We start from the raw sequence: 27,000 nt of genomic DNA, 5'->3' as shown, positions 1-27,000 counted from the left end.
CGCTCAGTTCCGGCCGCGCGTCGCCTTCTTCGGAGCGGGAAGGCTCCGCGCAGGTTCGACGCCAGCCCCGTAGCCGTCAACCCCCGAAAGATCGGTGATGAAGGTTTCGCACCACCTGTGAATGGTGTTGCGCGTCACCTTCTCCATGTTGGCGCGCCAGCGGTCCTTGCGCTCGCCGAGCGTCATGGACAGCGCCGAGTTGAGCGCGTCCGCCATGCCCTCGACGTCGTAGGGATTGACGATCACCGAGCCGGAGAGTTCGTCGGCGGCGCCGGCGAAGCGGGAGAGCACCAGCACGCCCGGATCTTCCGGATTCTGTGCCGCCACATATTCCTTGGCGACGAGGTTCATGCCGTCGCGCAGCGGCGTCACCACGCCGAGCCGCGCGGTGCGGTAGATGGCGGCCAGCGTCGCGCGCTGGAACGGCCGGTTGAGATAGCGCAGCGGCACCCAGTCGAACTCGGCATATTCGCCGTTGATCGCGCCGGCCAGCTCCTCCAGCTCGCGCCGCAGCGCCTGATACTCCGTCACCTCGCTGCGGCTGAGCGGGGCGACCTGCATCATGGTGACGGTGGAGCGCCGTTCCGGATGGCTCTTGAGCAACTCGCCGAAGGCGGCGAACTTGTTCGGCAGCCCCTTGGAATAGTCGAGCCGGTCGACGCCGACCGCCAGCGCCCGTCCGGCGAGGCTGGCCTTCAGCCGCTCTTCCTCTTCGCTGCCGGCGGCAGCCTCGGCGTCGTGCACGAAGGCGTCGGCGTCGATGCCGATCGGGTAGGTGGCGATGCGGAAGCGCCGGTCGCGCAGGCCGACCACGCCGCCGGGGGCGATCCAGCCGCGCGCCTCGCTCGACACATAGGTGAGCAGCGCCCGCACATCATGCTCTGTCTGCAGCCCGACGAGGTCGTAGCGCGACAGGTCCCGTACCAGCGCCGCATGCGAGGGCAGGGTGAGGAACACTTCCGGCGTCGGAAAGGGGATGTGATGGAAATAGCCGATCCGCCCCTCGAAGCCGAGCGCGCGCAATTCGCTCGCCAGCGGGATGAAGTGGTAATCATGCACCCAGACGATGTCGTCGGGCTTCAGCAGCGGCATCAGCGCCCGCGCGAAGGTGGCGTTCACCCGCCGGTAGCCTTCCCAGTCGGTGCGGCGGAAATTGAGCAGGCCGAGCCGGTAATGGCACAGCGGCCACAATGTGCCATTGGCGTAGCCGGCATAGTGGGCGCGCTGGTCCTCGGGATCGAGGGTCTGCAGCGCGTAGGTCACCTTGCCGGATCGGAACACCTTGGGCTCGCTCGGCGGGTCGACCTGAGTCTCGCCACTCCAGCCGAACCACAGCCCGCCGCGCTTGTTCAGCGCCTCGCGCAGGGCAACGGCCAGCCCACCTGCCTTGGCCCCGCGCTCCTTCGGCGAGGCCACCCGGTTTGAAACGATTACGAGCCGCGCCAGAACGCTTCCTCCCATGTCTTCGACAGGCGCATGGCCGTGTCGATGAGCCCCACCATCGAATAGGTCTGCGGAATATTGCCCCACAGTTCCAGCGTCTGATTGTCGATGTCCTCGGAGAGTAGCCCGGCCTCGTTGCGCCGGTCGAGCAGGCTCTGGAACATCTCGCGCGCCTCGTCGCGCCGGCCGATCATGTCGAGCGCGTTGGCGTACCAGAAGGAGCAGATGGTGAACGACGTCTCCGGCAGGCCGAAATCGTCCTCGCCGGCATAGCGCATCATGTAGCCGTTGCGCTTCAGGTCCCTGCCGACCCGCTCCACCGTGGCGATGAAACGCGGGTCGTCCGGCCGCACGAAGCCGAGATCGGCGAGCAGCAGCAGGCTGGCATCGATCTGCCCGTCCTCCTCGGCATCGACGAAGCTCTTCATCTCCTCGTTCCACGCGAAGGAGAGGATGCGGGTGCGGATCGCCGTCGCCTGCTCTTTCCAGTGGCTGGCGCGGTCCGGCAGCTCCAGCACGCGGGCCATGCGGGCGAGCCGCGCGCAGGCCGCCCAGCTCATCACCGCCGAGAAGGTGTGCACGCGCCTTTTGCCGCGCAGCTCCCACAGGCCGGCATCCGGCTCGAAGGCGAATTCCGCCGCCCGCGCGCCGACGCCTTCCAGCAGCTCGAACAGCGCCCGGTCGCCGCGGTTCGGCAGCCGGTGGTCGAAGAACATCTGCGTTGCCGCCAGCACCACATGGCCGTAGCCGTCGTTCTGCACCTGCTCGGCCGCCTGGTTGCCGACCCGCACCGGCCCCATGCCGCGAAAGCCGGGCAAAGCGGGCGCGAAGCGCTCCTCCAATTGGGTGCCGGGCACGATGGAATAGACCGGCGCCAGCCGCCCGGACGGCTCGGAGGCGATCACCGTGGTGAGGTAGCGGATATAGTCTTCCATCGTCCGCGTGGCGCCCAGCAGGTTGAGCGCCCGCACGGTGAAATAGCTGTCGCGCAGCCAGCAGTGCCGGTAGTCCCAGTTGCGGATCGAGTGCGGCGCCTCGGGGATCGAGGTTGTCAGCGCGGCGACGATGCCGCCGGTTTCCTCATAGGCGCACAGCTTCAGCGAGATGGCGGCGCGGATCACCGCGTCCTGCCATTCGAAGGGAATCGAGAGGTAGCGTACCCATTCCCACCAATAGTCCCGCGTCTTCTCCTCGAAGGAGCGGACGGTGTCGGTGAGCGAATTGGCGAAGGGCTCGTCCGGCCCCAGCACGATGGTCGCCGCCCGGCTCAGCACGAAGGGCCGTTCCTCGGCGATGTAGACGATCGGCAGGTCGGTGGTCGCACGCACCGCGAAGTCGTCGCCGGCGAAGCGCATATGATTGGAGCCGCGCACCGGCTTCGGCGACTGTTCGCCCCAGTTGAAATGCGGGCGCAGGCGGATGGTGACGCGGCAGTTCCCGGCCAGCGGCTCGATACGCCGCACCAGCGTCGCCGGGCGGTAGATGCGGTCGTAGAGCTTGAAGCGAGGCGCGAAGTCGGTGATGCGCAGCTTGGCGCCGTCGGCGTTCTCCAGCGTCGTCTCGATAATGGCGGTGTTCTCGCGATAGCGGCGCGTCGCCTTCACCTGCCCGTCGAGCAGCACATCGAAGAAGCCGCCTTCCGGCTCTTCGCCGCCGAGCATCGCCGAGAACAGCGGGTCGCCGTCGATGCGCGGCCAGCAGCACCAGGCGATGCGGCCGTTCGGGTCGACCAGCGCGGCGATGGTGCCGTTGCCGATGGCGGCGAGATTGAGATTGGAGCTCATCGCGCGGCCTCCGCCTTCATGCTCTCGGCGACCACCGACGCGAGCCAGAAACGTACTTCGCCCGGATCGCCGAGCCGGAAATCTGCCTGGTCGGTCGGGCGCGGGCCGACCGCCACCGCCAGCCCGCCGGCCGCCTTCACGGCGCCGAAGCCGTCCTCGTCGGTCACGTCGTCGCCGACGAACACCGGCAGCCGGCCGGCGAAGGGGGAGGTTTCGAGGAAGCGCTTGACCGCGGTTCCCTTGGTGAGGCCGATCTGGCGGATTTCCACCACGAAGCGGCCGGCCAGCAATTCGACATCCGAGCCGAGCCGGTTGGTGATGACGGCGATCGTCGCCTTCACCTCGGCCTCGAACTGCGGCACCGCGCGGTAATGCACCGCCAGCGACAACGGCTTGTGCTCGAGATAGACCCCCGGCCACGCCTGCAGCGCGGCTTCGAGCTCCTGCTCCAGGCGCTGGCGCCAGGAAGGGATGGCCAGCGGAACCGTCTTGCCGTTCGGATCCAGCCGCAGCTCGGCGCCATGCTGGCCGGCGGCGGCGAGCCTGGCGGGGGCGAAGCGGCGGTCCATCCACTCGACGGTGCGTCCGGAAACCAGCGCCACCGCGCCGGCGAAGCTGGTCTGCAACTGCATCAGCAGCGTCGGCAGATTCTCGGGGATGGTGATCCCTTCCGGATGGTCGGCATGCTCGATCAGCGTGCCGTCAATATCGAGGAAGAGGGCCCAATCCGATCGGGGCGTGGGGTGCGTGCCGTATCCTGGTGCGGTGCGTACTCTCGACATGCCAACCCTATACAAGCCTCGGACCCGTGCAGGGAGGTGCTATGATAGGCGCAGACTCCCCTTCGCTGCCATGCAGCATGGCCTTAACGCGCAGCGAGCGGTGGCGTTCCAATACCGGAGCAGGAAAGTGCCGTCCCCGGCGCGGCTTGTCGGTGGCGGGATCGGTGCGGCGCGATAGGATGGTTTCCCGGACCGGAGGGAATGGCATGACCGCCGACGAAGTTATCGCGCTGCTCGATCTTTCGCCCGGCGCGACCTGCGGCTTCGTGCGGCTGACCTACGTCGCCGGCGAGCGCATCGCGCCCGGCGGGCTGCCGGCCCCGTTCGAGGGCGGGCGGCCGATGGGCTCGGCGCTGTATTTCCTGGTGACGCCGCAGGCGCCGGTACAGCTCCACCGCATCTTCAACCACCAGCTCTATCACTATTATCTCGGCGACCCGCTGGATGTGCTGCTGATGCGCGAGGATGGCGGCATCGAGCGCGTCGTGGTCGGCCCCGATCTCGCCGCCGGCCAGCGGGTGCAGCTCTATATTCCCGGCGGCACCTTCCACACGGCGCGGCTGCTTGCCGGCGGCCGCTGGTTTCTCGGCGCCAGCACCGAATGGCCCGGCGTCGAGCCTGAGGATGTCGAGCTCGGCGAGGAGGAGGCGCTGGTGGCCCGCTTCCCGGCGGCGGCGGCGGAAATCCGCAGCTTCCCGGTGCCGCTGGCGCCGCAGGCCGGTCCGGTGGTCTTGCCGCCCACCGGTGCGCGGTCTACATAGCGCGCAAACCCTTTCTCCCCGGCACCAAGCCCGTCGTCGGCATGACCGCGGCGCGCGCCCCACGCGCAGATGCGCAGGATCTGGCTCATGGCTTCCTATCAATACGTCTACCACATGCACGGCATGACCAAGGCCTATCCGGGCGGCAAGAAGGTGCTCGACAATGTGCACCTCTCCTTCTACCCGAGCGCCAAGATCGGCGTGCTCGGCCCCAACGGCTCGGGCAAGTCGACCCTGCTGAAGATCATGGCCGGCATGGACAAGGACTTCTCCGGCGAGGCTTGGGTCGCCGAGGGCGCGCGCGTCGGCTACCTGCCGCAGGAGCCGCTGCTCGATCCGGCCTTGTCGGTGCGCGAGAACGTCATGCTCGGCGTCGCCAAGCAGAAGGGCATCCTCGACCGCTACAACGAACTCGCCATGAACTATTCCGACGAGACCGCGGACGAGATGACCGCGCTCCAGGACGAGATCGAGGCACAGGGCCTGTGGGACCTCGACAGCAAGATCGACCAGGCGATGGACGCCCTCGGCTGCCCCGAGGACGGCTCGGACGTCGCCAAGCTCTCCGGCGGCGAGCGCCGCCGCGTCGCGCTGTGCCAGCTGCTGCTGTCGCAGCCCGAGCTGCTGCTGCTCGACGAGCCGACCAACCATCTCGACGCCGAGACCACCAACTGGCTGGAAGGTCATCTGCGCAACTATCCGGGCGCGATCCTGATCGTCACCCATGACCGCTACTTCCTCGACAACGTGACCGGCTGGATCCTCGAACTCGATCGCGGCCGCGGCATTCCCTATGAGGGCAACTACTCCTCCTGGCTGACCCAGAAGACCAAGCGGATGCAGCAGGAGAATCGCGAGGACGAGGCCCGCCAGCGCGCGCTCGCCTCCGAGCAGGAATGGATGGCGGCGTCCCCCAAGGCGCGCCAGGCCAAGAACAAGGCGCGTATCCAGCGCTATGACGATCTGGTGAAGAAGGCGTCCGAGAAGGCGCCGACCACCGCGCAGATCGTCATCCCGGTGGCGGAGCGCCTCGGCAACAACGTCATCGAGTTCAACGGCCTCACCAAGTCGTTCGGCGACAAGCTGCTGATCGACAACCTGTCCTTCAAGCTGCCGCCAGGCGGCATTGTCGGCGTCATCGGGCCGAACGGCGCCGGCAAGACCACGCTGTTCCGCATGATCACCGGGCTGGAGAAGCCCGATGCCGGCACCATCACCATCGGCGACAGCGTCCAGCTCGGCTATGTCGACCAGAACCGCGACGCGCTGAACGACAAGAAGACGGTGTGGGAGGAGATCTCCGGCGGCAACGAGATCCTCTATCTCGGCAAGCGCGAGATCAATTCGCGCGCCTATTGCGGCGCCTTCAACTTCAAGGGCGGCGACCAGCAGAAGAAGGTCGGCATGCTGTCGGGCGGCGAGCGCAACCGCGTCCACCTTGCCCGTATCCTGCAGCAGGGCGCCAACGTCCTATTGCTCGACGAACCGACCAACGACCTCGACGTCGAGACGCTGCGGGCGCTGGAAGAGGCGCTGGAGGATTTCGCCGGCTGCGCGGTGATCATCTCGCATGACCGCTTCTTCCTCGACCGCATCGCCACCCACATCCTCGCCTATGAGGATGACAGCCATGTCGAATGGTTCGAGGGCAACTTCCACGACTACGAGGAAGACAAGAAGCGCCGCCTCGGCGTCGACAGCATCATCCCGCACCGGATGAAGCACAAGAAGCTGACGCGCTGAGGCACACCTCGCGACGTTGAAAAGGCCGGCCGGACGCTCCGCGCCGGCCTTTTCTTTGGCCATGCAAGGCCAGAAAAGAACGACGTTCTTCCCGCCCGGCTTGGCGCGGCACCCCCGCTGCGGCATGTTCCGCCCGCAACGGAGGACCGCATATGCGCACCGCATCGGAAGACTGGAACCCGAGCCTCTACCTGAAGTTCGAGGACGAGCGCACGCGCCCGCCGCGCGATCTGGTGGCGCAAATTCCGCTGGCCGCCCCCCGCCGCATCGTCGATATCGGCTGCGGGCCGGGCAACTCCACCCAGCTGCTGGCGGAGCGCTGGCCGCAGGCCGAGGTGCTCGGCATCGATTCCTCGCCCAACATGGTGAAGCAGGCGAGCGAGCGCCTGCCGTCCGCGCGCTTCGCCGTCGCCGATGTCGGCACCTGGGCGCCCGAGCCCGGCACCGACCTCGTCTTCGGCAACGCCGTGTTCCAGTGGGTGCCGGATCATCCCGCCGTGCTGGTCCGCCTCCTCGAGGCGCTGCCCGAGGGCGGCGTGCTGGCGGTGCAGATGCCCGACAACGTCGCCGAGCCCTCGCATGTGCTGATGGCGGAAACCGCGGCGGAGGGGCCATGGGCGGGCAAGATCGCCGGCGCCACCCGCGACGAGCTGCCCGCGGTCGGCGCCTATTATGATCTGCTGAAGCCGGTCGCCCGGCAGGTCGAGATCTGGCACACCCATTATCAGCACGCCCTCGACGGCGCGCCCGCCATCGTCGAGTGGTTCAAGTCGACGGCGCTGCGCCCCTATCTCGATCCGCTCGACGCCGCCGAGCGCGAGGCCTTCCTCGCCGCCTACACCGCGCGGATCGCGCAGGCCTATCCGGCGCGGGTGGATGGCAAGGTGCTGCTGCGTTTCCCGCGCCTGTTCATCGTCGCGGTGCGCTAGCCGCGCGCGGGCGCCCTCCTAGCCGCCGCGCGGCCGGCCTGGATCGCCAGGCCCTGGACCGCCGCCGCCAGCGGCTCCAGCGCCGCCATGGCGTGGTCATCCAGCGCGAGCGACAAGTGTAGTCCAAGGTCGAGGGGCACCGCATGCTGATATCGGAGCACCGGCCTGTCGCGCGACGCCATTCGTGGCCCGGCTCGACGCCGCTCTCGCCTTCCTGCGCGGCAAACTCGCATGGGTCGAGGCCGGCAAGCCGGGCGAGGCACCGCACCTCGATTGTCCCTGCCCGTGACGCCGGTCAGTGGTGACGCCCGCCGGTTGCGCCGCGCGCCTCACGCCCCCTCTGCCGCCTTCTGCAGCACCGCGAGGTCGATCTTGGTCATCTGCATCATCGCCTCCATCACGCGCCGCGAGGTGGCGGGGTCGGCATGCGCCTTCTCGACGAGGGCGCTCGAATTGACCTGCCAGGAAAGGCCGAAGCGGTCCTTCACCCAGCCGCAGGGCTGGTACAGGCCGCCGGCGCCGAGCTTCTCCCAGTAGAAGTCGATCTCCTCCTGCGTCTTGCAGTCGATCAGGAAGGAGGTGGCCTCGCTGAGCTTGAACACCGTTCCGCCATTGATGGCGCCGAACTGCATGCCGTCGAGTTCGAACAGCACCACCATCACGCTGCCCTCCGGGCCGGGGCCGAGTTCCGAATAGCGCGCCACCGTGAGGATGCGCGAATTGGGGAACACCGATACGTAGAACCGCGCCGCCTCCTCGGCTTGGGTGTCGAACCACAGATAGGGCGTGATCGCCTGCTTCAGTCCCATCGTTTTCTCTCCCGTTGCTCGCCGGCCTCGGCGCCGGCCCCCCAAGGACGATCGGCGGCGCGTCGATCCGACAGCCGTTCATGAACCGGCGGTGATTTTCCATGTCGCACCCGCTGGGCTAAATAGGGCGCATGCGCATCCTGACCCGCTTCGCCGTCGTTTTCCTGTCCCTGTCCGCCGCGATCGGCGCGCCCGCCGCCGCCCGGGCGGACGCCGCCTTCGACCGCTGGCTCGCCGCGCAATGGCCGGCAGCGCAGCAGATGGGCATCTCGCGCGCCAGTTTCGAGCGCGAGGCCAGGGGGCTGGAGCCCGACTACTCGCTCCCCGACCTCGCCATTCCCGGCAAGCCGCAAAAGCCCTCCGGCCAGGCCGAGTTCGTGCAGACCCCGGCCGCCTATCTCTCCGACAAGGCGATCGGCAACTACGCGGCGCGCGGGCGCAAGCTCGCGGCGCAGTATAGCGGCGAACTCGCCGCCATCGAGCGGCGCTTCGGCGTGCCGGGCTCGATCCTGCTCGCCATCTGGGCCCGCGAGACCTCCTACGGTGCGGCTAAACTCAACCACGACGCCCTGCGCGTCGTGGCGACGCAGGCCTATGTCGGCCGCCGCAAGGACGAGTTCCGCGCCGAGTTCCTCGCCGCGCTGAAGATTCTCGACGAAGGCCATGTCCGGCGTGCCGACATGAAGAGCTCATGGGCCGGCGCCATGGGCCTCACCCAGTTCATGCCGACCGGCTACCTGAAATACGGCGTCGACCTCGACGGCGACGGCACCGCCAATATCTGGACTTCGATCCCGGAGGCGCTGGCCGCCACCGCCAGCCTGCTGCGCGAGGAGGGCTGGCAGCCCGGCCGGCGCTGGGCCTACGAGATCGCCGTGCCGGCCGGCTTCGATTGCACGCAGGCCGAGCCCGCCGTCACACTGCCGATCGCCGATTGGCTGAAGCGCGGCGTGAAGGTGGCGGATGGCCGCCGCATCCCGCCGGCGGCGATGAAGGACCCGGCCTCGATCATCATGCCCGCCGGCCCGTTCGGCCCGGCCTTCCTGACCCCGGCCAATTATTTCGTGCTGAAGAGCTACAACTTCGCCGATCTCTACGTGCTCTATGTCGGCCACCTCGCCGACCGCATCGAGGATGACCGCCCCTTCGCGCGGGACTGGCAGCAGATCGCGCTGGTGAAGACCCGCGACCTTGAATTCATGCAGAAGGTGCTCACCCGCGAGGGCTTCTACAATGAGAAGGTCGACGGCAAGGCCGGCATGAAGACCCGCGCCGCGCTCGGCGCCTATCAGAAGGCCAACGGCCTCGCGCTCGATTGCTGGCCCGACGCCGCGGTACTGAAGCACATGCGCGGCGGGTGAGGGGCGATCCCCTCACGTCACGCTCCCGGCGTCCTCACTTCACCGCGTCGAGCATCCCCGGCAGCTCGGCCAGCATGGCGTCGCGTGCGCGCCAGCTGGTCGGCGTGTCCTGCCGCGCCGCGTCGCGGTCGAGCCGGGCGAAGGTCACGCTGCGCCCGTCCTTGGTCGCCCAGCCGACGAACCAGCCATAGGGCTTGCCGCGTACCGGCTTGCCGTTGGCGTCGCGGGCGAAGCCCATGCCGGTCTTGCCATGCACCTGCCAGCCATTCGGCGTGGTGCCGACGCGGAGGATCTCGGCCGTCATCTCTACCGCCCGCTTCGACACCGGCAATTCGCCGCGCAGCATGCGGCCGAGGAAGCCGAGCTGCTCCGTGGGCGAGATGGCGAGCGAGGTGGAGAGCCAGGATTCGGTCAGGCCGTCCTTCTTGCCCCTGGTGCCGGAGACGTCCTCATTGCCGTAGCCGAAGCCGTCGACATAGGCGCGGAAGCGTTCCATGCCGAGCGTGCGGGTAATCTCCTGCGAGTACCAGACCACCGATTCCTGCATCCAGTAGGTCGGGTCGGTGTCGCGCTTCCACTCCTTGCGCCAGGCGGGATAGCCCGGCTTGTAGGGCCAGGAGGGAGCATGCGCGTCGGTCAGGATGCCGGCGTCGTAGCCCATCAGCGCGATCGGGATCTTGAAGGTGGAGGCCGGGCTCACCCGCGCCTCGCAGCCGGGGCCGTCCTGCGTCAGCACCTTGCCGGTGGCGGCGTCGGCGAGGGCGGTGCACAGCGTCGCGGCACCGGCGGGTGACGCGAGCAGCAGGGCAAGCGTGAACGGGGCGAGCGCGAACGGGACAAACGTGAACGGGGCGAGGGCGGGCAGGCGGCACATGGGCTTCCTCACGGGCGGTTGCTTTGCCCCGCACAGCAACCGCCTCCCATGGCGGAAATCCGGCGGCGCGCCGTGCGGCCCCGGCTTGTCCCCACCTTGCGCGGCTGCTCATCGCGCGGCGGCGAAATCCCCCACCGACAGCCAGAACACCTCGCCCTCGCTGTCCTCGGTATCGAGCCAGAGGAACGGCAGATCGGGATATTCGGCTTCGAGGATTTCCCGGCCGGTGCCGATCTCGCAGATCAGCCCGCCGTCGCGGGCGAGGTGGCGGGGCGCCTCCTTGAGGATGCGCCGCACGATGTCGAGCCCGTCCGGCCCGCCATCGAAGGCGAGCATCGGCTCGTGGCGGTATTCCGCCGGCAGCGCCGCGCAGGCCTCGGCATCGACATAGGGCGGGTTGGTGATGATGAGGTCGTAGCGCTGGCCGCCGAGCGGCGCGAACAGGTCGCCCTGGTGCAGGCGCACCCGGCCTTCCATCTGGTGCAGCGCCACATTCTCCGCCGCCAGCGCCAGCGCGTCCGGCGACAGGTCGACCGCATCCACCTCGGCGTTCTCGAACAGCATCGCCGCGAGAATGGCGAGGCAGCCCGAGCCGGTGCACAGATCGAGCACCCGCCCGACCGCCTCCGGCTCCGGCACCAGCGAGAAGCCCTCGCCGCCGAACAAATGGCCGGCCATCAGCTCGCCGATGAAGGAGCGCGGCACGATCGCCCGCGTGTCGCTCCTGAACGGCACCCCGCGAATATAGGTGCGGCCGAGCAGGTAGGCCGCCGGCGTGCGGGTGCGGCAGCGCTCGTCGATCAGCCGCGCGAGACGGGCGCGCTCGCCGCCGGTCAGGCGGGCGTCGAGCCACGGCTCCAGCTCGTCCACCGGCAGGTGCAGCGCCTCCAGGATGATGAAGGCCGCCTCGTCGAGCGCCCGCGTCGTGCCGTGGCCGTAGCTCAGCCCGGCGGCGTTGAAGCGGCTGATCGCGTAGCGCAGAAAGTCGCGCACCGTGTGGAGGTCTGTTTCCGCGCTCACCGCCGGTCTCCTCATGTTTGCCGGCTGAACCAGCATGGCCGCCACATGAAGGCAAGTTCCCGCGAAAGCAAGTTCGCCCGCGATAGCAGGTTCTCGCGAATGCGTGTGGCGCGGGGCGCTGGAAAATGAGAGGAATGAAGTGAAACGTGGAGAGCATCACATGGCCGCCAAGCCGTCCACCGGCCCGACCGACAAATCCTCCGAGGAGATCGTCCTGCACGTCGACCGCTCGGTGGCGGTGGTGCTGTTCGAGTTCCTCTCTCGCACCGTCGATGACGGCGACGGCGACGCGCTGGCCGAATTCGTCGAGGACGAGGCAGAGGTGCCGGCCTTGTGGGCGCTGCTGGCCGGGCTGGAGAGCGTGCTCACCGAGCCGATGGCGATCGATTACGATAAGAAGGTGCTCGCCGCCCGCGAGGCGGTGATAAAGCGCTTCGGCGGCGCCTTCTCCGATCGCGGGGACGACGAGTGAGCCAGCCAGCCTGGTCGCGCGTCGACGCGTGGATCGAGCAGACGCTGCTGCCGCCGGACGAGGCCCTGGCGGCGACGCTGGAGGCGAGCGAGGCCGCCGGCCTGCGGGCGATCAACGTCGCGCCGAATCAGGGCAAGTTGCTGATGCTGCTGGCGCTGATGCGCGGCGCCCGGCGCATTCTGGAGATCGGCACGCTCGGCGGCTATTCCACCATCTGGCTGGCCCGCGCCCTGCCGGCGGAGGGTCGTCTCGTCACGCTGGAGTTCGATCCGCACCATGCCGAGGTGGCCCGGGCCAATATCGCCCGTGCCGGGCTGGCGGACCGGGTGGAGGTGCGTGTCGGTCCCGCCCGTGCGACGCTGGCGGCGATGATCGCGGCGGGCGAGGCGCCGTTCGACCTCGTCTTCATCGACGCCGACAAGCCGAATAACCCGCATTATCTCGACGCCGCTCTGGCCCTGTCGCATCCCGGCACGGTGATCGTCGCCGACAATGTGGTGCGCGAGGGCCGTGCTGCCGATCCGGCCAGCACCGACGAATCGGTTCTGGGCATTCGCCGCTTCATGGAGAAAGTCGCCGCCGAGCCGCGCCTCGTCGCCACCGCCATCCAGACGGTCGGCTCCAAGGGCTATGACGGCTTCGCCCTCGCGCTGGTGGTGTGAGCGGAGCCCTTTCCGATCGGGTGGAATCACCTGCTCGACGAGATAGTGCCGGAGCTTCAGCGCTCATTCCGCCGCATAGCAAACCGCCTGCAGCTTGTTCCCATCGGGATCGCGCACATAGGCCGCGTAATAGTTCGGGCCATAGTGCGGCCGCGGCCCGGGTTCTCCCTCGTTCTTTCCTCCCAGTTTCAGGGCTTGTTCATGGAAGGAGCGAACCTGTGCCTTCGTGTCGGCGATGAAGGCAATGTGGGTTCCATTTCCCCATGTTGCCGGGCGGCCGTCCTGCGGCGTGTAGATGTAGATGGTCGGCATCTGGCCATCGCGTTCATAGGCCAGGGGCTTTTCCGGCGGCTTGGGCAATCTGGAAAAACCGATCGCTCCCAGCACGGCGTCATAGAATTCCGCCGAACGATGCTTGTCGTTGGTGCCCAATGTGATGTGGCTGATAACGGACACTGAAAATTCGCTCATTCCTGCGTGGGGGGAATTCCACCGTAATCGCCACTGAAACGGCATGTCGGGAGAAAATGGAGCGCGGAAGGCGGTCCCGAGTTCACGACGATGGAAAGCTATGGCCGGATTCGGCCACGGAGCGATGTTCGGCAACAGGCCGCTCGCAATCGCGGCTTCTACCGTAGGTCGGGATGATCGAGGCGGCCGACAGTCCGGTTCGTTTTATCGAGGCGTCGAGAAAAGACGGCGCCACCAGGCAGCCGTCCGCCCCGCGCCATCACGGCGTCAGCGTGCTCTCCGGCAGCCCTTCCGGCGCGGTCCCGGCCGCCGGAGCCGTGGTCTTCCCGGTCGTCGCCGCCGCGCCGGGAATGGCGGTGCCCGCCTTGACCGGCTTGGCCAGCGAGGCCGGGTTCACGCTGACATCGGCCGAGCGCAGCTGGCTGTCGACATTGGCCGCGAGCGAGCCGCCAAGCCCCTTGGCGAAGCACTCATAGCCGAAATCGTTCATGTGGAAGCCGTCCTTGAAGGTGAAGGCGTCGAAGGCCAGCCCCTTCGCCTCGTGCCACTCGCGCATCAGCGCGAAGCGGTGGAACACGCCCACCCCTTCCTCGTCGGCGACGCGCTGCTGCAGCCGCAGCATGTCGAGCGCCTCGGCATCGCCGATCACCTTGGGTGAATATTGCGGGTCGATGATGACGATGTCGGCCCCCAGCGCCCGGGTGCGGGTGATCGCCTCGCGCATCAGCGTCTCGGCGGTGGCGAGCCCGTTGGCGCGGAACAGCGCGTTCACCCCGGCCTGCCACAGCACCAGCGTCGGCTTTTCCTCCGCCACATCCGCGTTGAAGCGGGCCAGCATTTCCGGCGCGTCCTGGCCGTTGATGCCGCGGTTGACCACGGTGACGTCGATCCCCGGAAAGCGCTGGCGCAGCGCCGCTTCCAGCCGGCTCGGATAGCTGGCGGCGCGCGAGCTCGCACCGGCCCCGGCGGTGGAGGAGGAGCCGATGGCGACGATCTTCACCGGCCCGCCCTCGCGCAGCGCCTTGGCGAAACGCGGCAGCGGCTGGCTCAGGCGTGTCAGCGCCGCATTGCCGGCCGGGCAGCTCGGCGCCAGCATTTGCGCGGCGCCGGCCGGCGCGATGGCGAGCGGGGCGGCGGAGGCGGCGGCGACAAGGCCCAGAAGCGCGAGGCGGGTCAGGAGCATCTTTGCGGGTGCCGGGGTTGCGAGGTTAGCGGGAGCCGAGGGTTTTCTTGTCGACGCCGTCGGCGATCATGCCGACCAGCAGCCGGCCGATGCAACCATGCACATCGTCGAACAGGGTGGTGGAGGGGCGGTCGGCATCGAGATCGAAAATGCCCTCGTCCTGCCAGTAGCGCATGATGTCGTAGCGGTCGAAGAACGGCACGCCATTGCCGCGCGCGCTCCAGCGCAATGTATTGGTATAGGGCGCGACATCGAAGGCGAAGGTGGTGCGCGGGCTGTATTGCGGACCGACCAAGATCACGTCGGTCTTGGCCTCGTGGGCGAGGCGGATGCCGTCGCCCACCGCATCGCCGAAGGCGCCGGTATCGACGCCGAGAATGGCGTCATAGGTGCCGGTCTGCCAGATCAGCAGCGATGGCTTGTTGACGCGCAACAGGTCGGGCAGCACGGTGAGGATCGCCTGCGCGGTGGCGCGCGGCTGGGTCTGCGTCGCCACCACGATGCCGCCATCGGGATAGCGGGCGCGCAGGATCTCCTCGATATAGCTCGGGAAGCGCCGCGGCACCGCGTCCTTGGCGGCGCCGGTCTTGTCGCCGGAAGTCTTGTCGCTGCTGGTCTTGGCCAGCTTCTTCTCGCTCACCGTCGAGGAGTTGAGCACCAATATGGTGGTCGGGGTCTTGTCCTCGAGCGATTTGGCCAGCCGCGGCAGGCCGAAGCCGGCGCGGGTCAATTCGGAGGGCGCGGCGCAGACGGGCTCGGCCCGCGCCGGGGAGGCAGTGCCGCCCGCCAGCAACGCCATGCAAGCCAGTATCAGTCCCAGCGTCGTGCGTTTCACGTCGATCCGCGCCGTCTACCCATACTTCCGCGCGGCAATCTCGCGCTCCACGCGAGCATACCATGACAACAGCACGGAGAGAGCCACCATAAGGACAATGCCCGCCGCGCTCATGAGGAACTGCATGGCCAGCGAGCCGTTGATTTCGTTCAACACGAAATGTGCGGCGAAAGAAAGGAAGACGCCGAAGCAGAACACTTCCAGCGAGTTCTGCCCGCACAGGATCATCGGCCGCAGCAACCTCCATCGCAGCCAGCGCGCATCCACCGGCACCAGCTTCACCACCACCACCGCCAGGGCGAGGAAGTGCAGGAAGCGCAGCGGCGACAGGTCGGTCTTGCTGATCGGGTAGATGAAGACGCCGATCGCCTCCGGCACCAGCCCTTCCAGCGGGCGCCACCACCAGCTCACCACCACCGCGAGCGAGACGAGGAGATAGATCACCGCCGCCGCCACGACCAGCCGGTTCAGGATCAGCCCGGCCAGCCGGTCGCTGCCCCCGAGCCCGCACCAGCCGCCGAACACGAACATCAGCTGCCAGCAGAACGGGTTGAAGAACCACATGCGGTCGTCGGGATAGCCGGGCAGGTTGATGCCGAGATTGAGCGCCACGGCATAGACCAGCGCCGAGACGGCGAGCGTGGCGTCCGGCCAGCGCTTCAGCGCCCACAGCACCGGCGGAAAGCCGGCGAGCAGCACGATATAGAGCGGCAGCACGTCCATATTGGCCGGGCGGAACTTCAGCAGCAGCGCCTGCACCAGCGCCACGTCCGGCTCGGAGAGGAACTGCAGCGCCCCCATCTCCTCCGCGTAGAGCGGGTTGGAGAACGAGCCGACGACATAGGAGATTTCGGCGAGATAGATCACGAACAGGAAGATGAAGGCGATGTAGAGCTGCCAGGCCCGCCGCAGGATGCGCGCCGAGGTCACCAGCGTGCCGGAGCGGTCGATCTCGCGGCCATAGACCATGGCGGCGGTGTAGCCGGAGATGAAGACGAAGATCTCGGTGGCGTCGGAAAAGCCGAAATTCCGGTTGGTGATCCAGTTCACCACATTGTTGGGAATGTGGTTCAGGAAGATGAACCACAGAGCGAGCCCGCGGAACAGGTCGAGCCGCAAATCGCGCCCGCTCGCCGCCGGCGGGGCCGGGGCGGTGCCCGGCTCGCTGGCGGCTGGCGGCTTCGAGGATCCGGCCGGCGCACCGGGACGATAGGCCGTCCCCGTGGACCCGCCGGCCGGTGGGTCCTGCGCGACACGTCGGGCGGTGGCGCTCTGCCTCACGAAACCTCGCTCACGTCTTCTTCAGTCCAAGCCCGAGCATCAATACCGTGAAGCCGTTGAAAATGAGATCGACGCCGAGGAACAGGCCGAGAATCCACATGGAATTGATCGGCCACTGCACGGTGATCTCGATGCCGAGGATGATGGCGATGACGGCGGAGAACAGGATCCAGCCCCAGCCGGCCGCCGGCCGCAGCTTGAACGCCGCCACCAGCCGGAACAGGCCGCCGACGATCAGCGAGATGCCGAGCAGCAGGGTCAGCACCGCGGCGGCGAGGTCGGGATTGGTGAAGGCGATGACGCCGGCCACCAGATAGAGCAGGCCGTCGAGCAGCCAGAAGAAGAACCCGCCCCAGCCCTTAACCGCGAAGGCGTGGAAGATCTGGGCGATGCCGGCGACCACCATCATCGCGCCGATGTAGTAGACCGAGACCAGTGTGCCGACCACCAGGCCGTAGGAACTGCCGAGGGCGATAGCCCCGGCGATGATCAGGACGATGCCGAGGGCGACGAACCACCCCCATTTGGCCCGCAATTCGTGCAGATGGCCCGCGAGCGAGCGTGCCGGCGTCGAGGGGAAGGAATCGGTCGGAGTGGACATGGGAATCTCGTCCTTCATGCTGGCGCCGCGCCGGCGGATCGCAAACGCGCCACCCCGGTTCGGGGTTCCGGTGCGCGGCTGGTAAACGGAGGTATCTTAGAGCGCGAGGCGGCGACGCGCAGTCCGCATTTTTCCTTCGTCGTGCGGCGAGGTTAAAATCCCGCCGTCACCAAGGCGAGTCGCGTGCATGAACGAAACCCTGCCGCTGTTCGATGATGGCGCCGTTGCCGCCCGCAAGCTCGGCGCCCGGCTGTCGCTCCTGCTGATCGGCGATGGCGAGGATTTCGTCACCCGCCCGGTGGAGCGGGCGGCGGTGGATTTCGAGGGCCTCGTCGGTGATCGCCATCGCGGCGTCACCCGCAAGGCCGATTCGCGGGTGCCGTGGTATCCGCGCGGCACCCCGATCCGCAACACGCGGCAGCTGACGCTGGTGGCGCCGGACGAACTCGCGCTCATCGCCCACCGGCTGGAACTGCCGACGGTGGAGCCGTCCTGGCTCGGCGCCAATCTGGTGGTGGAAGGGCTGCCGGACCTCACCGCGCTGCCGCCGGGCACCCGGCTGCATTTTCCCGGCGGCGCCTGCCTGGCGGTGGAGGGCGAGAACGCGCCCTGCCGCCATGCCGGGGCGGCGGTGGCGCGGCATCATCTCGGACGGACCGGCCTCGACCTCGCTTTCGTCAACGCGGCGCGGGGGCGGCGCGGCCTGGTCGCCTGGGTGGAGCGCCCCGGCGACCTCGTCGCCGGCAGCGCCATCGAGGTGCGCGTGCCGGCCCAGCGCCTGTGGGGGCGGTAAGCCGGAGGCTGCGGGGCCGGTGGGCGGTGGCTGAGGCCAGCCTCAGGCATGTCACCCGGCCGGATGCCATCCATCGGCGCCCGCCGGCTTGCCTTTCCGGCTCCAGATCGTCGAGCCACGACCGGAGCAAGGTTGCCGGCCATCTACCCGCTTTAGCCGGACGAGGCGTGGCGACGCTAATGCAACGCTCGCCGTCGTCCTGCCGGTACCGACGATGCCGTGACGCGAGGGACGTCGAGACCAACCCGGTTGCGCGATGTGATGTCGCGAAGGGGGGGCGCGCACGCCGGATGAGGCCGCCCGGCACCCGCTACGTTGCGCTCAAACGAAAATGGCCCGGACGATCCTCGTCCGGGCCATTTTCATGTCATCCGAGGCGCCGCGGCGCCTGGCTCGATGGGGTCAGCGCACCGCCACGTTCGGCACGGCGTTCGGGCCGATCGTGCTCACCGGCGTCGGCTGCATCGCGGCGCTGCTGTCGGCGGTCTTGGCCGCGTTGCCGGGCAGCACCACCACTTTGGTGCCGACCTTCACCCGGTCGTACAGGTTCTCGACATCCTCGTTCAGCATGCGGATGCAGCCCGAGGACATGAACTGGCCGATGGTGGAGGGCTGGTTGGTGCCGTGGATGCGGTAGATGGTGCCGCCGAGATACATGGTGCGGGCGCCGAGCGGGTTGCCGGGGCCGCCGGCCATGAAGCGCGGCAGGTAGGGCTGGCGCTCGATCATCTCCGCCGGCGGGCGCCAGTCGGCCCATTCCGCCTTGCGGGAGATCTTCTCGGTACCGGCCCAGGTGAAGCCGTCGCGGCCGACGCCGATGCCGTAGCGCTCGGCCTTGCCGCCGGGCAGCACGTAATAGAGATAGGTGTTCGGGGTATCGATAACGATGGTGCCCGGCGCCTGCGTGGTCGCGTAGTCGACCACCTGCCGCTTGAGGTTTGCCGGCAGTTCCTTCGGCGGCCCCTCTTCCGGCTGGTCTTCCGGCGGCAGCATGGCCACCGAGGCGCCGTTGGCGCCCGTCACCTGCTGCTGCGGCGCCGAATAGGACGGCTGCTGGTTCGAATAGGCCGGGGCGGCGGCGTGGGCCGGGGCCGACTGCGGCGCACCATAGGGCGCGGCGGCCTGCGAGGAATAGCTCGGCGCCGGATAGCCGGCCGGCTGCTGGCCGGAATAGGCGCCGGCCGGGTAGCCGGCCTGCGCCGGAGCCGCGGCCTGCATACCCGGCGCGCTCTGTGCGGGATAGCCGGCGGGCTGCTGGCCGGAATAGGCGCCGGTCGGGTAGCCGGTCGCCGAATTGCCGCCATTGGCATAGCCGGAGATCGGGGCCGGCTGCTGCGCGCCGGCAGTGGCCGGAGCGGCGGGAGCCATGATCGGGGCGACGCCGCCCTGCGACGCGGTGCCGGACGTGCCATACGGATCGATGGCCGCCGGCACCTCGACGGTGCCCGGCACCGGCTCCGCCGATTGCACGGCATCGACGGGATAGGACTGGGCGCCGGCCGAACCGACCGACGTCAGAAGGGCCAGAGCGACCGCGGGAGCAAAACCTAGGCGAACGACCATCATCAAGCCTGCTGGAGTGAATGCCACAACCTTTGCGACGAGGACATGACGCAGGAACAAGGCGGGTTCAAGACAAGACTAAGTCATCAATGGCCTTGCCGTCCCCAGCTATGCACGAAGCGCATGGACGATGCATATGAGCAACAGTATCGCTGTCTCATCCCATAACGTCGACGGAGGATTATGGTTTCGAAATCGTTGAAAAGTTGTTGCCGTCCGCGGGCACCTCATCGGAAAGGCGCGGTTACCCGGCGCCGCGATCGCGATGCCAGCCCACCACCGCCTCGGGATGCGAATCCGTCGAGGCGAAATAGGGCTTGATGTCGAGCAGCGGCGTGCCGTCGAGGCAATCGAGCCCCACCACCGCAAGCCGGTTGCCGTCGATGCCGATGAGGCGCACCGCGCTCATTGCGATCGGGTTGGGCCGGGCGGGGCTCCTCAGCGCAAAGGTGCCGCGCCCTTTGCCATAGCTGCGCGGCACCTGCACGACGAGGTCGCGCGGCGCGCAGTCCATCCAGTAGAGCAGCCAGAGATGCGTGGTGCCTTCCAGCCCCTCCAGCGCCGGGGCGAGGGCCGGGTCGAGCTCGACGGTGCACACCGCCTCCGACTCGCGACCGTTCTTCGGGCAGTCCCGGCGGTGGGTCCACGGGGTGCGCAGCCGGCCGATGAAGTACACCCCGGCGTCCGGGGAGGCCGGCAGCGGAAAGGTCGCCTCGCCGGGCCGCACCCCGAATTCGGGTGAATCGGCCGGATCGGCCGCCCCGGTGGTGGAAATCCTACGCATCATACACCTCACTGCACCCGCACCGGGCACGTATGGGCCAGCATCGCACCGCCAGCATCGCACCGCTCAGATCGCGCGGCTTGCATCGCCTTGAGAAAAGACATAAAGATATCTTTATATCTAAACGAGGGTCTCATGCCGGCTTCGCCGCTCAGCTTCGCGTCTTTGCTCGACGGCCTCAAGGCGGCCGGCGAGGATACGCGCCTGCGGCTGCTCGCTCTGTTGGGCGAGGGCGAGCTGACCGTCTCCGAGCTTACCGAAATCCTCGGCCAGTCGCAGCCGCGAATCTCCAGGCATCTCAAGCTGTTGGCAGAGGCGGGGCTGGTGGAGCGCTTTCGCGAGGCGAGCTGGGTTTTCTATCGCCGCGCCACCGATACCCCCGCCGCCGCGCTCACCGATGCGCTGCTCGCCCTGATGACGCCGGACGACGACATCCTGCTGCGCGATCATGAGCGGCTGGAGGCGGTGCGCGCCGCCCGCGCCGCCCATGCCCAGGCCTATTTTCGCGCCCATGCCCATGAATGGGATGCGCTGCGGCGGCTGCACGCTCCCGACGAGCAGGTCGAGGACGCCATTCTCGATGCGCTGCAAGGCATTGAAATATCGTCGCTTCTCGATCTCGGCACCGGCACCGGCCGCATTCTCGAGCTGTTCGCCCCCCGCATCGAGCGCGGGGTGGGCATCGATCTGTCGGCGGATATGCTCACCGTCGCCCGCGCCAATCTGGAACGCGTCGGCGCGCGCAATTGCACGGTACGGCAGGGGGATATCTACAGCCTCGCCCTGCCACGCGACGCCTTCGACGTGGTGGTGGTGCACCAGGTGCTGCATTTCCTCGAGGACGCCCCGCGCGCGCTGAAGGAAGCGGCGCGGGTGCTCAAGCCCGGCGGGCGCCTGCTGGTGGTCGATTTTGCCCCGCACGATCTCGAATTCCTGCGCGAGGCGCACGCGCATCGCCGCCTCGGCTTCGCGCCGGAAGTGGTCGAGCATTGGCTGGCCGGGGCCGGGCTGGTGCCGCTGTCGCATCGCCCGCTTGCCCCGCAAGCCGATGGAAAGCTTACGGTTTCTCTCTGGTTAGCCCGCGATCCGCGCGCCGGGCAGCCGGTCGGGGAGCCTGTTGAAAAATCTCATAAGGAGGTCGCCTGATGTCGTCGGATGTCGAGCGCCGCAGCCGCCGCTCCGGCGGACGGCCGATTGCGGTGTCGTTCGAGTTCTTCCCGCCCAAGACGCCGGAAATGGAAGCCACGCTGTGGAACTCCATCACCCGTCTTGCGCCGCTGGCGCCGAAATTCGTCTCGGTGACCTATGGCGCCGGCGGCTCCACCCGCGAGCGCACCCATGCCACCGTCGAGCGCATCGTCAAGGAGACCCGCCTTGCCCCGGCGGCGCATCTCACCTGCGTCGCCGCCTCCAAGGGCGAGGTGGATGAGGTGGTGCGCGGCTATTGGGATGCCGGCGTGCGCCACATCGTGGCGCTGCGCGGCGATCCGCCGGGCGGGGTAGGGCAGGCCTATGTGCCGCATGCCGAGGGCTACAAGACCTCGGCCGATCTCGTCACCGGCCTGCGCCGCATAGCCAATTTCGAAGTCTCCGTCTCGGCTTACCCGGAGAAGCATCCGGAAAGCCCGTCCTTCGACGCCGATCTCGACATCCTCGCCGCCAAGGTCGATGCCGGCGCGACGCGGGCGATCACCCAGTGCTTCTTCGATAACGACCTGTATTTCCGCTATCTCGACAAGGTGCGGGCGCGGGGGATCGAGGTCCCCGTCGTGCCGGGCATCCTGCCGGTGAGCAATTTCAAGCAGGCGAGGAATTTCTCGGAGAAGACCGGCACCTACATGCCGTCCTGGCTCGCCGGCCGCTTCGAGGGGCTCGACGACGACCCCGAGACCCGCAAGCTGATCGCCGCCGCGGTGGCCGCCGAGCAGGTGTTCGATCTCGTCGACCGCGGCGTGACCGAGTTCCATTTCTACACGCTGAACCGCGCCGACCTCGTCTACGCCATCTGCCATTTGCTCGGCGTGCGACCGCCGCAGGCCGGCGCGGAAGGGCAGGGCAAGGAAGGGCACGGCAAGGGCCAGGCGGCGGCGTGAGGGCGGCAGCGAGGCCTTTCACCCCGGCCCTTTCCCGGACGAGGAGAGGGGATAGTCGGTAGGCGGTGCGTAATCGAACGCGGACTTAACCTCTCCCCGAGGGGGAGAGGTCGCCGCGCAGCGGCGGGTGAGGGGGATGGATGGCAGGGTATGGAGAGCGCGCCGGTTGCGACGGGATCAGACCGACGCGGAACAGCGACTTTGGGCATATCTGCGCAACCGCCAGCTCGGCGGATGGAAATTCCGCCGCCAGGTTCCGGTGGGTTGCTATGTCGTCGATTTTCTTTGCCCGGACGCAAAACTGGCTGTCGAACTCGATGGCGGCCAGCATTCCACTGAGACAGATGCCGAACGGACCCGGATCATCGAAGTCCATGGCTATCTCGTCATCCGCTTCTGGAATAACGAAGTGAACGAAAATATCGAGGGCGTTCTCGCGCGCATTATGGAAACTTTGCGCGCGAGCACCCCTCACCCCACCCCTCTCCCCGACGGGGAGAGGGAGTAAGGAGCCGCCCCATGACCGTTCAGCCGACCGACACCTTCGACGCCCTTCGCGCGGCCGCCGCCGAGCGCATCCTCGTGCTCGACGGCGCCATGGGCACGATGATCCAGCAATTGAAGCTCGACGAGGCCGGCTATCGCGGCGAGCGCTTCAAGACCTGGAACCGCGACCTCAAGGGCAATAACGACCTGTTGAACCTCACCCGGCCGGAAGCGGTGCGCGACATCCACCTCGCCTATTTCCTGGCGGGGGCGGATATGGTCGAGACCAACACCTTCTCCGGCACCACCATCGCCATGGCCGATTACGGCATGGAGAGCCTGGTCTACGAGCTGAACTTCGAGGGCGCCCGGCTGGCCAAGGAAGCCGCCAGGCTGGCCGAGGCGAAGGACGGTCGCCGCCGCTTCGTCGCCGGCGCCATCGGGCCGACCAACCGCACCGCCTCGATCTCGCCGGACGTCAACGATCCCGGCTTCCGCGCCACCTCCTTCGATGAACTCGCCACCGCCTATGGCGAGCAGGCCGGCGCGCTGCTCGACGGCGGCGCCGATCTCCTGCTGATCGAGACCATCTTCGACACGCTGAACGCCAAGGCCGCGGTGTTCGCCATCGAGCGGCTGTTCGAGGCGCGCCGGATCCGCGTGCCGGTGATGATCTCCGGCACCATCACCGATCTCTCGGGCCGTACGCTTTCCGGCCAGACCCCGGAGGCGTTCTGGAACTCGCTGCGCCACGCCCAGCCTTTCTCCATCGGTCTGAACTGCGCGCTCGGCGCCAAGGAGATGCGCGCTCATATCGACGAGCTCTCGCGCATCGCCGACACCTTCGTCTGCGCCTATCCGAATGCCGGCCTGCCCAACGAGTTCGGCCTCTATGACGAGAGCCCGGAGGCGATGGCGAAGCTGGTCGGCGAGTTCGCCGCCTCCGGCCTGGTCAACATCGTCGGCGGTTGCTGCGGCACCACGCCGGACCATATCGGCGCCCTGGCCAAGGCGGTCGCGCCGCACGCGCCGCGCGCGATCCCCGAGGTCGCGCCGCGCCTGCGCCTGTCCGGCCTCGAGCCCTTCGAGATGCGGGTATGAACACCGCGCCGCGCCGGCTTTCCTCGCGTCGGCCCACCCTCCGCCTTTCCGTCATCCAGCAGACAGAGCATCGGTCATGACCGCACCCGTCGCCACCTTCGTGAACATCGGCGAGCGCACCAACGTCACCGGCTCGGCGCGCTTCCGCAAGCTGATCACCAATGGCGACTACGCCGCCGCGCTGGCGGTGGCGCGCGACCAGGTGGAGAACGGCGCCCAGATCCTCGACGTCAACATGGATGAGGGCCTGCTCGACAGCGAGAAGGCGATGGTGACCTTCCTCAACCTGCTCGCCGCCGAGCCGGACATCGCCCGCGTGCCGATCATGGTCGACAGCTCCAAGTGGAGCGTCATCGAGGCCGGCCTGAAATGCATTCAGGGCAAGGGCATCGTGAACTCCATCTCGATGAAGGAGGGCGAGGATGCCTTCCGCCATCACGCCCGCCTCGTGCGCGCCTATGGCGCCGCGGTGGTGGTGATGGCCTTCGACGAGCAGGGCCAGGCCGACACCTTCGAGCGCAAGACCTCGATCTGCGCCCGTGCCTACAAGATCCTCACCGAGGAGGTCGGCTTCCCGCCCGAGGACATCATCTTCGATCCGAACATCTTCGCCGTAGCCACCGGCATCGAGGAGCATGCCGGCTACGGCGTCGCCTTCATCGAGGCCACCCGCTGGATCCGCTCGAACCTGCCGCACGCCCATGTGTCCGGTGGCGTCTCCAACCTGTCCTTCTCGTTCCGCGGCAACGAGCTGGTGCGCGAGGCGATGCACGCGGTGTTCCTCTATCACGCCATCGCGGCGGGGATGGACATGGGCATCGTCAATGCCGGCCAGCTCGCGCCGTATTCCGAGATCGAGCCGGAACTGCGCGAGGCCTGCGAGGACGTGGTGCTCAATCGCCGCGACGATGCCACCGAGCGGCTGCTGGCCCTTGCCGAGCGCTTCAAGGGCGGCGGCCGCGAGAAGAAGGAGGCCGATCTCACCTGGCGGACCTGGCCGGTGGAGAAGCGGCTGGAACACGCTTTGGTCAACGGCATCACCGAGTTCGTGGAGGTGGATACCGAGGAGGCGCGCATGAGCGTCGCCCGGCCGCTGCACGTCATCGAAGGCCCGCTGATGGCCGGCATGAACGTGGTCGGCGATCTGTTCGGCGCCGGCAAGATGTTCCTGCCGCAGGTGGTGAAGTCGGCCCGCGTCATGAAGCAGGCGGTGGCCTATCTCATGCCCTTCATGGAGCAGGAGAAGATCGACAACGGCACCACCGGGGAGTCCTCGGCCGGCAAGATCCTGATGGCGACGGTGAAGGGCGATGTGCACGACATCGGCAAGAACATCGTCGGCGTCGTGCTCCAGTGCAACAATTACGAGGTGATCGACCTCGGCGTGATGGTACCCACGGCGAAGATCCTCGAAGTGGCGCGGGCGGAGAAGGTCGACGTCATCGGCCTGTCCGGCCTCATCACCCCCTCGCTCGACGAGATGGTGCATGTCGCCTCCGAGATGGAGCGCGAGGGCTTCAGCCTGCCGCTGCTGATCGGCGGCGCCACCACCTCGCGCGTCCACACCGCGGTGAAGATCGCCCCGCAATATGAGCGCGGGCAGGCGGTCTATGTCACCGATGCCAGCCGCGCGGTGGGCGTGGTCTCGGCGCTGCTCAACGACAACACCAAGCCGGATTATGTCGCGAACATACGCGCCGAATATGCCAAGCTCGCCGAGGCCCATGCCAGGAGCGACCGCAACAAGGTGCGGGTGAAGCTGGAGGATGCGCGGGCCAACCGGCCGGTGCTGGACTTTGCCGGCTATGTACCCTCAGTGCCGACCTTCCTCGGGACAAGGGTGTTCGAGAGCTACGATCTCGCCGAGCTGGTGCCCTATATCGATTGGACGCCGTTCTTCCAGTCGTGGGAACTCACCGGCCACTTCCCCGCCATCCTCGACGATCCCAGGGTCGGCATCGCCGCCCGGGCGCTGTACGACGACGCGCGGAAGATGCTGGACCGCATCGTCGCGGAGAAGTGGCTCACCGCCCGCGCCGTGATCGGCTTCTGGCCGGCCAACGCGGTCGGCGACGACATCGCGCTCTATGCCGACGACACCCGCGCCGCGCCGCTCGCCACGCTGCACACGCTGCGCCAGCAGATGGGCAAGCGCGAGGGGCGGCACAATCTGGCGCTGGCCGATTTCGTCGCCCCGCAGGGCAGCGGCGTGGCGGATTATGTCGGCGGCTTCTGCGTATCGACCGGCTTCGGCGAGCACGAGCGTTCCGAGGCGTTCAAGAAGGCCAATGACGATTATTCCTCGATCCTCTTGAAGGCGCTGGCCGACCGTCTCGCCGAGGCCTTCGCCGAGCGGATGCACGAGCGGGTGCGCCGCGAGTTCTGGGCCTATGCGGCGGACGAGGCGCTCGACAATGAGGCGCTGATCAAGGAGGCCTATCGCGGCATCCGCCCGGCGCCGGGCTATCCCGCCCAGCCCGACCACACCGAGAAGGCGACGCTGTTCCAGCTGCTCGCCGCCACCGAGAGCATCGGCGTCGAGCTCACCGAGAGCTTCGCCATGTGGCCCGGCGCGGCGGTGTCGGGGCTGTATTTCGCCCATCGCGACGCCTCCTATTTCGGTGTCGGCCGCATCGAGCGCGATCAGGTCGAGGACTATGCGGCGCGCAAGGGCATGAGCGTCGAGGAGACCGAGCGCTGGCTGGCGCCGGTGCTGAACTACGACACCGCCGCCTACAAGCCGGTGGCGGCGGAGTAGGGCGCGCCCTTTGCCGCCCTCGCGCTTTCCTTTCCTCGCCCCATCGGGAGAGGGAGACGGGCGGGTCCGCTGGACGAACCCGGTGCCCACGCCGTCCCTTGTTCTTTCCCTCTCCCCATTGGGGAGAGGTGGCCGGCGCAGCCGGTCGGTGAGGGGGGACAACATGGGGAAGTAAAGAAGGCGCCTCACCCCACCCCTCTCCCCGGGGGAGAGGGGGAAGGTCGTTCTGCGGACCGGATGACCACCACATGCGCCGCAGATTGCGCCCGCAAACGCCGTCGGGCACCGCCATGTTCGGGTTTGCTCCGGGCATCCGATGCCTTGTCCCGTCCCACGGCAATGACCGCCATCCCGTGGCTCTCTCACGTCTCGCACGACCGGTGCGAAGCGCGATACGCTGCCCGCCTCTCC

Annotated in this window: 23 protein-coding genes and 1 pseudogene; 11 read left to right on the top strand and 13 right to left on the bottom strand. The window is 67.9% G+C overall.

Annotated features, from left to right (window positions below; genetic code table 11):
- Window positions 1–3: 3 nt before the first annotated feature.
- Genes KHC24_RS16860 through otsB form a run of 3 tightly spaced genes read right to left on the bottom strand, consistent with a single transcriptional unit; the run spans window position 4 to window position 4,009 of the window.
- Window positions 4–1,446 (bottom strand): alpha,alpha-trehalose-phosphate synthase (UDP-forming), encoded by a 1,443-nt coding sequence (locus KHC24_RS16860; RefSeq protein WP_213365160.1) that lies wholly within the window; start codon window positions 1,444–1,446, stop codon window positions 4–6.
- Window positions 1,431–3,227, bottom strand: coding sequence for a glycoside hydrolase family 15 protein (locus tag KHC24_RS16855; RefSeq protein ID WP_213364486.1), 1,797 nt, complete (start codon window positions 3,225–3,227; stop codon window positions 1,431–1,433). The genes KHC24_RS16860 and KHC24_RS16855 overlap by 16 nt, the downstream gene beginning before the upstream one ends.
- Entirely contained in the window at window positions 3,224–4,009 is a 786-nt protein-coding gene (gene otsB / locus KHC24_RS16850; protein ID WP_213364485.1) for a trehalose-phosphatase, read from the bottom strand. The genes KHC24_RS16855 and otsB overlap by 4 nt, the downstream gene beginning before the upstream one ends.
- Window positions 4,010–4,215: 206 nt before the next feature.
- On the opposite strand from otsB, the gene KHC24_RS16845 reads away from it, so the two are divergent.
- From KHC24_RS16845 to tam, 3 genes are all read left to right on the top strand, one after another.
- On the top strand, window positions 4,216–4,770 hold the full coding sequence (locus KHC24_RS16845; protein WP_213364484.1) for a cupin domain-containing protein: 555 nt from the start codon (window positions 4,216–4,218) through the stop codon (window positions 4,768–4,770).
- An 87-nt stretch (window positions 4,771–4,857) separates the two neighbouring features.
- The gene (gene ettA, locus KHC24_RS16840) at window positions 4,858–6,513 is read left to right on the top strand and encodes an energy-dependent translational throttle protein EttA (RefSeq protein ID WP_213364483.1); all 1,656 of its coding nucleotides are present in this window, start codon (window positions 4,858–4,860) and stop codon (window positions 6,511–6,513) included.
- A 152-nt stretch (window positions 6,514–6,665) separates the two neighbouring features.
- Window positions 6,666–7,442 (top strand): trans-aconitate 2-methyltransferase, encoded by a 777-nt coding sequence (tam, locus tag KHC24_RS16835; protein ID WP_213364482.1) that lies wholly within the window; start codon window positions 6,666–6,668, stop codon window positions 7,440–7,442.
- Window positions 7,443–7,771: 329 nt separating this feature from the next.
- On the opposite strand, the gene KHC24_RS16830 is transcribed toward tam, so the two are convergent.
- On the bottom strand, window positions 7,772–8,251 hold the full coding sequence (locus KHC24_RS16830) for a VOC family protein (RefSeq protein ID WP_213364481.1): 480 nt from the start codon (window positions 8,249–8,251) through the stop codon (window positions 7,772–7,774).
- A gap of 131 nt (window positions 8,252–8,382) precedes the next feature.
- On the opposite strand from KHC24_RS16830, the gene KHC24_RS16825 reads away from it, so the two are divergent.
- Window positions 8,383–9,612: a lytic murein transglycosylase gene (locus KHC24_RS16825; protein WP_213364480.1), complete on the top strand. Its 1,230-nt coding sequence runs from the start codon at window positions 8,383–8,385 to the stop codon at window positions 9,610–9,612.
- Between the two features lie 34 nt (window positions 9,613–9,646).
- On the opposite strand, the gene blaOXA is transcribed toward KHC24_RS16825, so the two are convergent.
- Together blaOXA and prmB are read right to left on the bottom strand one after the other, a co-directional pair.
- Window positions 9,647–10,486, bottom strand: a complete 840-nt coding sequence (blaOXA, locus tag KHC24_RS16820) for a class D beta-lactamase (RefSeq protein ID WP_213364479.1) — start codon at window positions 10,484–10,486, stop codon at window positions 9,647–9,649.
- 108 nt (window positions 10,487–10,594) lie between these two features.
- Window positions 10,595–11,506 (bottom strand): 50S ribosomal protein L3 N(5)-glutamine methyltransferase, encoded by a 912-nt coding sequence (prmB, locus tag KHC24_RS16815; RefSeq protein WP_373878579.1) that lies wholly within the window; start codon window positions 11,504–11,506, stop codon window positions 10,595–10,597.
- Between the two features lie 160 nt (window positions 11,507–11,666).
- Here prmB and KHC24_RS16810 point away from each other — a divergent pair, with 160 nt between their 5' ends.
- On the top strand, window positions 11,667–11,978 hold the full coding sequence (locus KHC24_RS16810) for a hypothetical protein (RefSeq protein ID WP_213364477.1): 312 nt from the start codon (window positions 11,667–11,669) through the stop codon (window positions 11,976–11,978).
- Window positions 11,975–12,640 (top strand): O-methyltransferase, encoded by a 666-nt coding sequence (locus KHC24_RS16805; RefSeq protein ID WP_213364476.1) that lies wholly within the window; start codon window positions 11,975–11,977, stop codon window positions 12,638–12,640. The genes KHC24_RS16810 and KHC24_RS16805 overlap by 4 nt, the downstream gene beginning before the upstream one ends.
- A 63-nt stretch (window positions 12,641–12,703) precedes the next feature.
- On the opposite strand, the gene KHC24_RS16800 is transcribed toward KHC24_RS16805, so the two are convergent.
- The 5 genes from KHC24_RS16800 to KHC24_RS16780 form a co-directional block, all read right to left on the bottom strand.
- A complete protein-coding gene (locus tag KHC24_RS16800; RefSeq protein ID WP_213364475.1) occupies window positions 12,704–13,096 on the bottom strand; it encodes a VOC family protein in 393 nt (130 codons plus the stop codon).
- A 274-nt stretch (window positions 13,097–13,370) separates the two neighbouring features.
- Window positions 13,371–14,294 (bottom strand): SGNH/GDSL hydrolase family protein, encoded by a 924-nt coding sequence (locus tag KHC24_RS16795; protein ID WP_213364474.1) that lies wholly within the window; start codon window positions 14,292–14,294, stop codon window positions 13,371–13,373.
- Between the two features lie 25 nt (window positions 14,295–14,319).
- Window positions 14,320–15,129, bottom strand: coding sequence for an SGNH/GDSL hydrolase family protein (locus KHC24_RS16790; RefSeq protein WP_271180596.1), 810 nt, complete (start codon window positions 15,127–15,129; stop codon window positions 14,320–14,322).
- Between the two features lie 15 nt (window positions 15,130–15,144).
- On the bottom strand, window positions 15,145–16,410 hold the full coding sequence (locus tag KHC24_RS16785; RefSeq protein ID WP_213364473.1) for an OpgC family protein: 1,266 nt from the start codon (window positions 16,408–16,410) through the stop codon (window positions 15,145–15,147).
- Window positions 16,411–16,420: 10 nt separating this feature from the next.
- Window positions 16,421–17,011 (bottom strand): HdeD family acid-resistance protein, encoded by a 591-nt coding sequence (locus KHC24_RS16780; RefSeq protein ID WP_213364472.1) that lies wholly within the window; start codon window positions 17,009–17,011, stop codon window positions 16,421–16,423.
- 187 nt (window positions 17,012–17,198) lie between these two features.
- Here KHC24_RS16780 and KHC24_RS16775 point away from each other — a divergent pair, with 187 nt between their 5' ends.
- Window positions 17,199–17,804, top strand: coding sequence for an MOSC domain-containing protein (locus KHC24_RS16775; RefSeq protein ID WP_213364471.1), 606 nt, complete (start codon window positions 17,199–17,201; stop codon window positions 17,802–17,804).
- A 402-nt stretch (window positions 17,805–18,206) separates the two neighbouring features.
- Here KHC24_RS16775 and KHC24_RS16770 read toward each other — a convergent pair whose 3' ends face one another.
- Together KHC24_RS16770 and tsaA are read right to left on the bottom strand one after the other, a co-directional pair.
- Entirely contained in the window at window positions 18,207–19,370 is a 1,164-nt protein-coding gene (locus tag KHC24_RS16770; protein ID WP_213364470.1) for a L,D-transpeptidase family protein, read from the bottom strand.
- 241 nt (window positions 19,371–19,611) lie between these two features.
- Entirely contained in the window at window positions 19,612–20,151 is a 540-nt protein-coding gene (gene tsaA, locus KHC24_RS16765; protein ID WP_213364469.1) for a tRNA (N6-threonylcarbamoyladenosine(37)-N6)-methyltransferase TrmO, read from the bottom strand.
- A 135-nt stretch (window positions 20,152–20,286) separates the two neighbouring features.
- Here tsaA and KHC24_RS16760 point away from each other — a divergent pair, with 135 nt between their 5' ends.
- The 4 genes and pseudogenes from KHC24_RS16760 (at window position 20,287) to metH (ending at window position 26,589) form a co-directional block, all read left to right on the top strand.
- A complete protein-coding gene (locus tag KHC24_RS16760) occupies window positions 20,287–21,297 on the top strand; it encodes an ArsR/SmtB family transcription factor (protein ID WP_213364468.1) in 1,011 nt (336 codons plus the stop codon).
- Window positions 21,297–22,244, top strand: coding sequence for a methylenetetrahydrofolate reductase [NAD(P)H] (gene metF, locus KHC24_RS16755; protein WP_213364467.1), 948 nt, complete (start codon window positions 21,297–21,299; stop codon window positions 22,242–22,244). The genes KHC24_RS16760 and metF overlap by 1 nt, the downstream gene beginning before the upstream one ends.
- 136 nt (window positions 22,245–22,380) lie before the next feature.
- The gene (locus tag KHC24_RS16750) at window positions 22,381–22,752 is read left to right on the top strand and encodes an endonuclease domain-containing protein (protein WP_213364466.1); all 372 of its coding nucleotides are present in this window, start codon (window positions 22,381–22,383) and stop codon (window positions 22,750–22,752) included.
- An 11-nt stretch (window positions 22,753–22,763) separates the two neighbouring features.
- A pseudogene (gene metH, locus KHC24_RS16745) lies at window positions 22,764–26,589 on the top strand (methionine synthase).
- Window positions 26,590–27,000 lie beyond the last annotated feature (411 nt).

It is taken from the genome of Ancylobacter defluvii, assembly GCF_018390605.1.
GTDB classification, from domain to species: Bacteria; Pseudomonadota; Alphaproteobacteria; order Rhizobiales; family Xanthobacteraceae; genus Ancylobacter; species Ancylobacter defluvii.
The sequence above is the reverse complement of the archived record's forward strand: the minus strand, read 5'-3'. Positions and strand labels throughout refer to the sequence as shown.

Bases quoted from the DNA above. Each gene is read 5' to 3' on its own strand.
- KHC24_RS16855 (WP_213364486.1), bottom strand. From the start codon at position 3,227: ATGAGCTCCAATCTCAATCTCGCCGCCATCGGCAACGGCACCATCGCC.
- otsB (WP_213364485.1), bottom strand. From the start codon at position 4,009: ATGTCGAGAGTACGCACCGCACCAGGATACGGCACGCACCCCACGCCC.
- KHC24_RS16845 (WP_213364484.1), top strand. From the start codon at position 4,216: ATGACCGCCGACGAAGTTATCGCGCTGCTCGATCTTTCGCCCGGCGCG.
- ettA (WP_213364483.1), top strand. From the start codon at position 4,858: ATGGCTTCCTATCAATACGTCTACCACATGCACGGCATGACCAAGGCC.
- tam (WP_213364482.1), top strand. From the start codon at position 6,666: ATGCGCACCGCATCGGAAGACTGGAACCCGAGCCTCTACCTGAAGTTC.
- KHC24_RS16830 (WP_213364481.1), bottom strand. From the start codon at position 8,251: ATGGGACTGAAGCAGGCGATCACGCCCTATCTGTGGTTCGACACCCAA.
- KHC24_RS16825 (WP_213364480.1), top strand. From the start codon at position 8,383: ATGCGCATCCTGACCCGCTTCGCCGTCGTTTTCCTGTCCCTGTCCGCC.
- blaOXA (WP_213364479.1), bottom strand. From the start codon at position 10,486: ATGTGCCGCCTGCCCGCCCTCGCCCCGTTCACGTTTGTCCCGTTCGCG.
- KHC24_RS16810 (WP_213364477.1), top strand. From the start codon at position 11,667: ATGGCCGCCAAGCCGTCCACCGGCCCGACCGACAAATCCTCCGAGGAG.
- KHC24_RS16795 (WP_213364474.1), bottom strand. From the start codon at position 14,294: ATGCTCCTGACCCGCCTCGCGCTTCTGGGCCTTGTCGCCGCCGCCTCC.
- KHC24_RS16780 (WP_213364472.1), bottom strand. From the start codon at position 17,011: ATGTCCACTCCGACCGATTCCTTCCCCTCGACGCCGGCACGCTCGCTC.
- KHC24_RS16775 (WP_213364471.1), top strand. From the start codon at position 17,199: ATGAACGAAACCCTGCCGCTGTTCGATGATGGCGCCGTTGCCGCCCGC.
- KHC24_RS16770 (WP_213364470.1), bottom strand. From the start codon at position 19,370: ATGATGGTCGTTCGCCTAGGTTTTGCTCCCGCGGTCGCTCTGGCCCTT.
- tsaA (WP_213364469.1), bottom strand. From the start codon at position 20,151: ATGCGTAGGATTTCCACCACCGGGGCGGCCGATCCGGCCGATTCACCC.
- KHC24_RS16760 (WP_213364468.1), top strand. From the start codon at position 20,287: ATGCCGGCTTCGCCGCTCAGCTTCGCGTCTTTGCTCGACGGCCTCAAG.
- metF (WP_213364467.1), top strand. From the start codon at position 21,297: ATGTCGTCGGATGTCGAGCGCCGCAGCCGCCGCTCCGGCGGACGGCCG.
- KHC24_RS16750 (WP_213364466.1), top strand. From the start codon at position 22,381: ATGGATGGCAGGGTATGGAGAGCGCGCCGGTTGCGACGGGATCAGACC.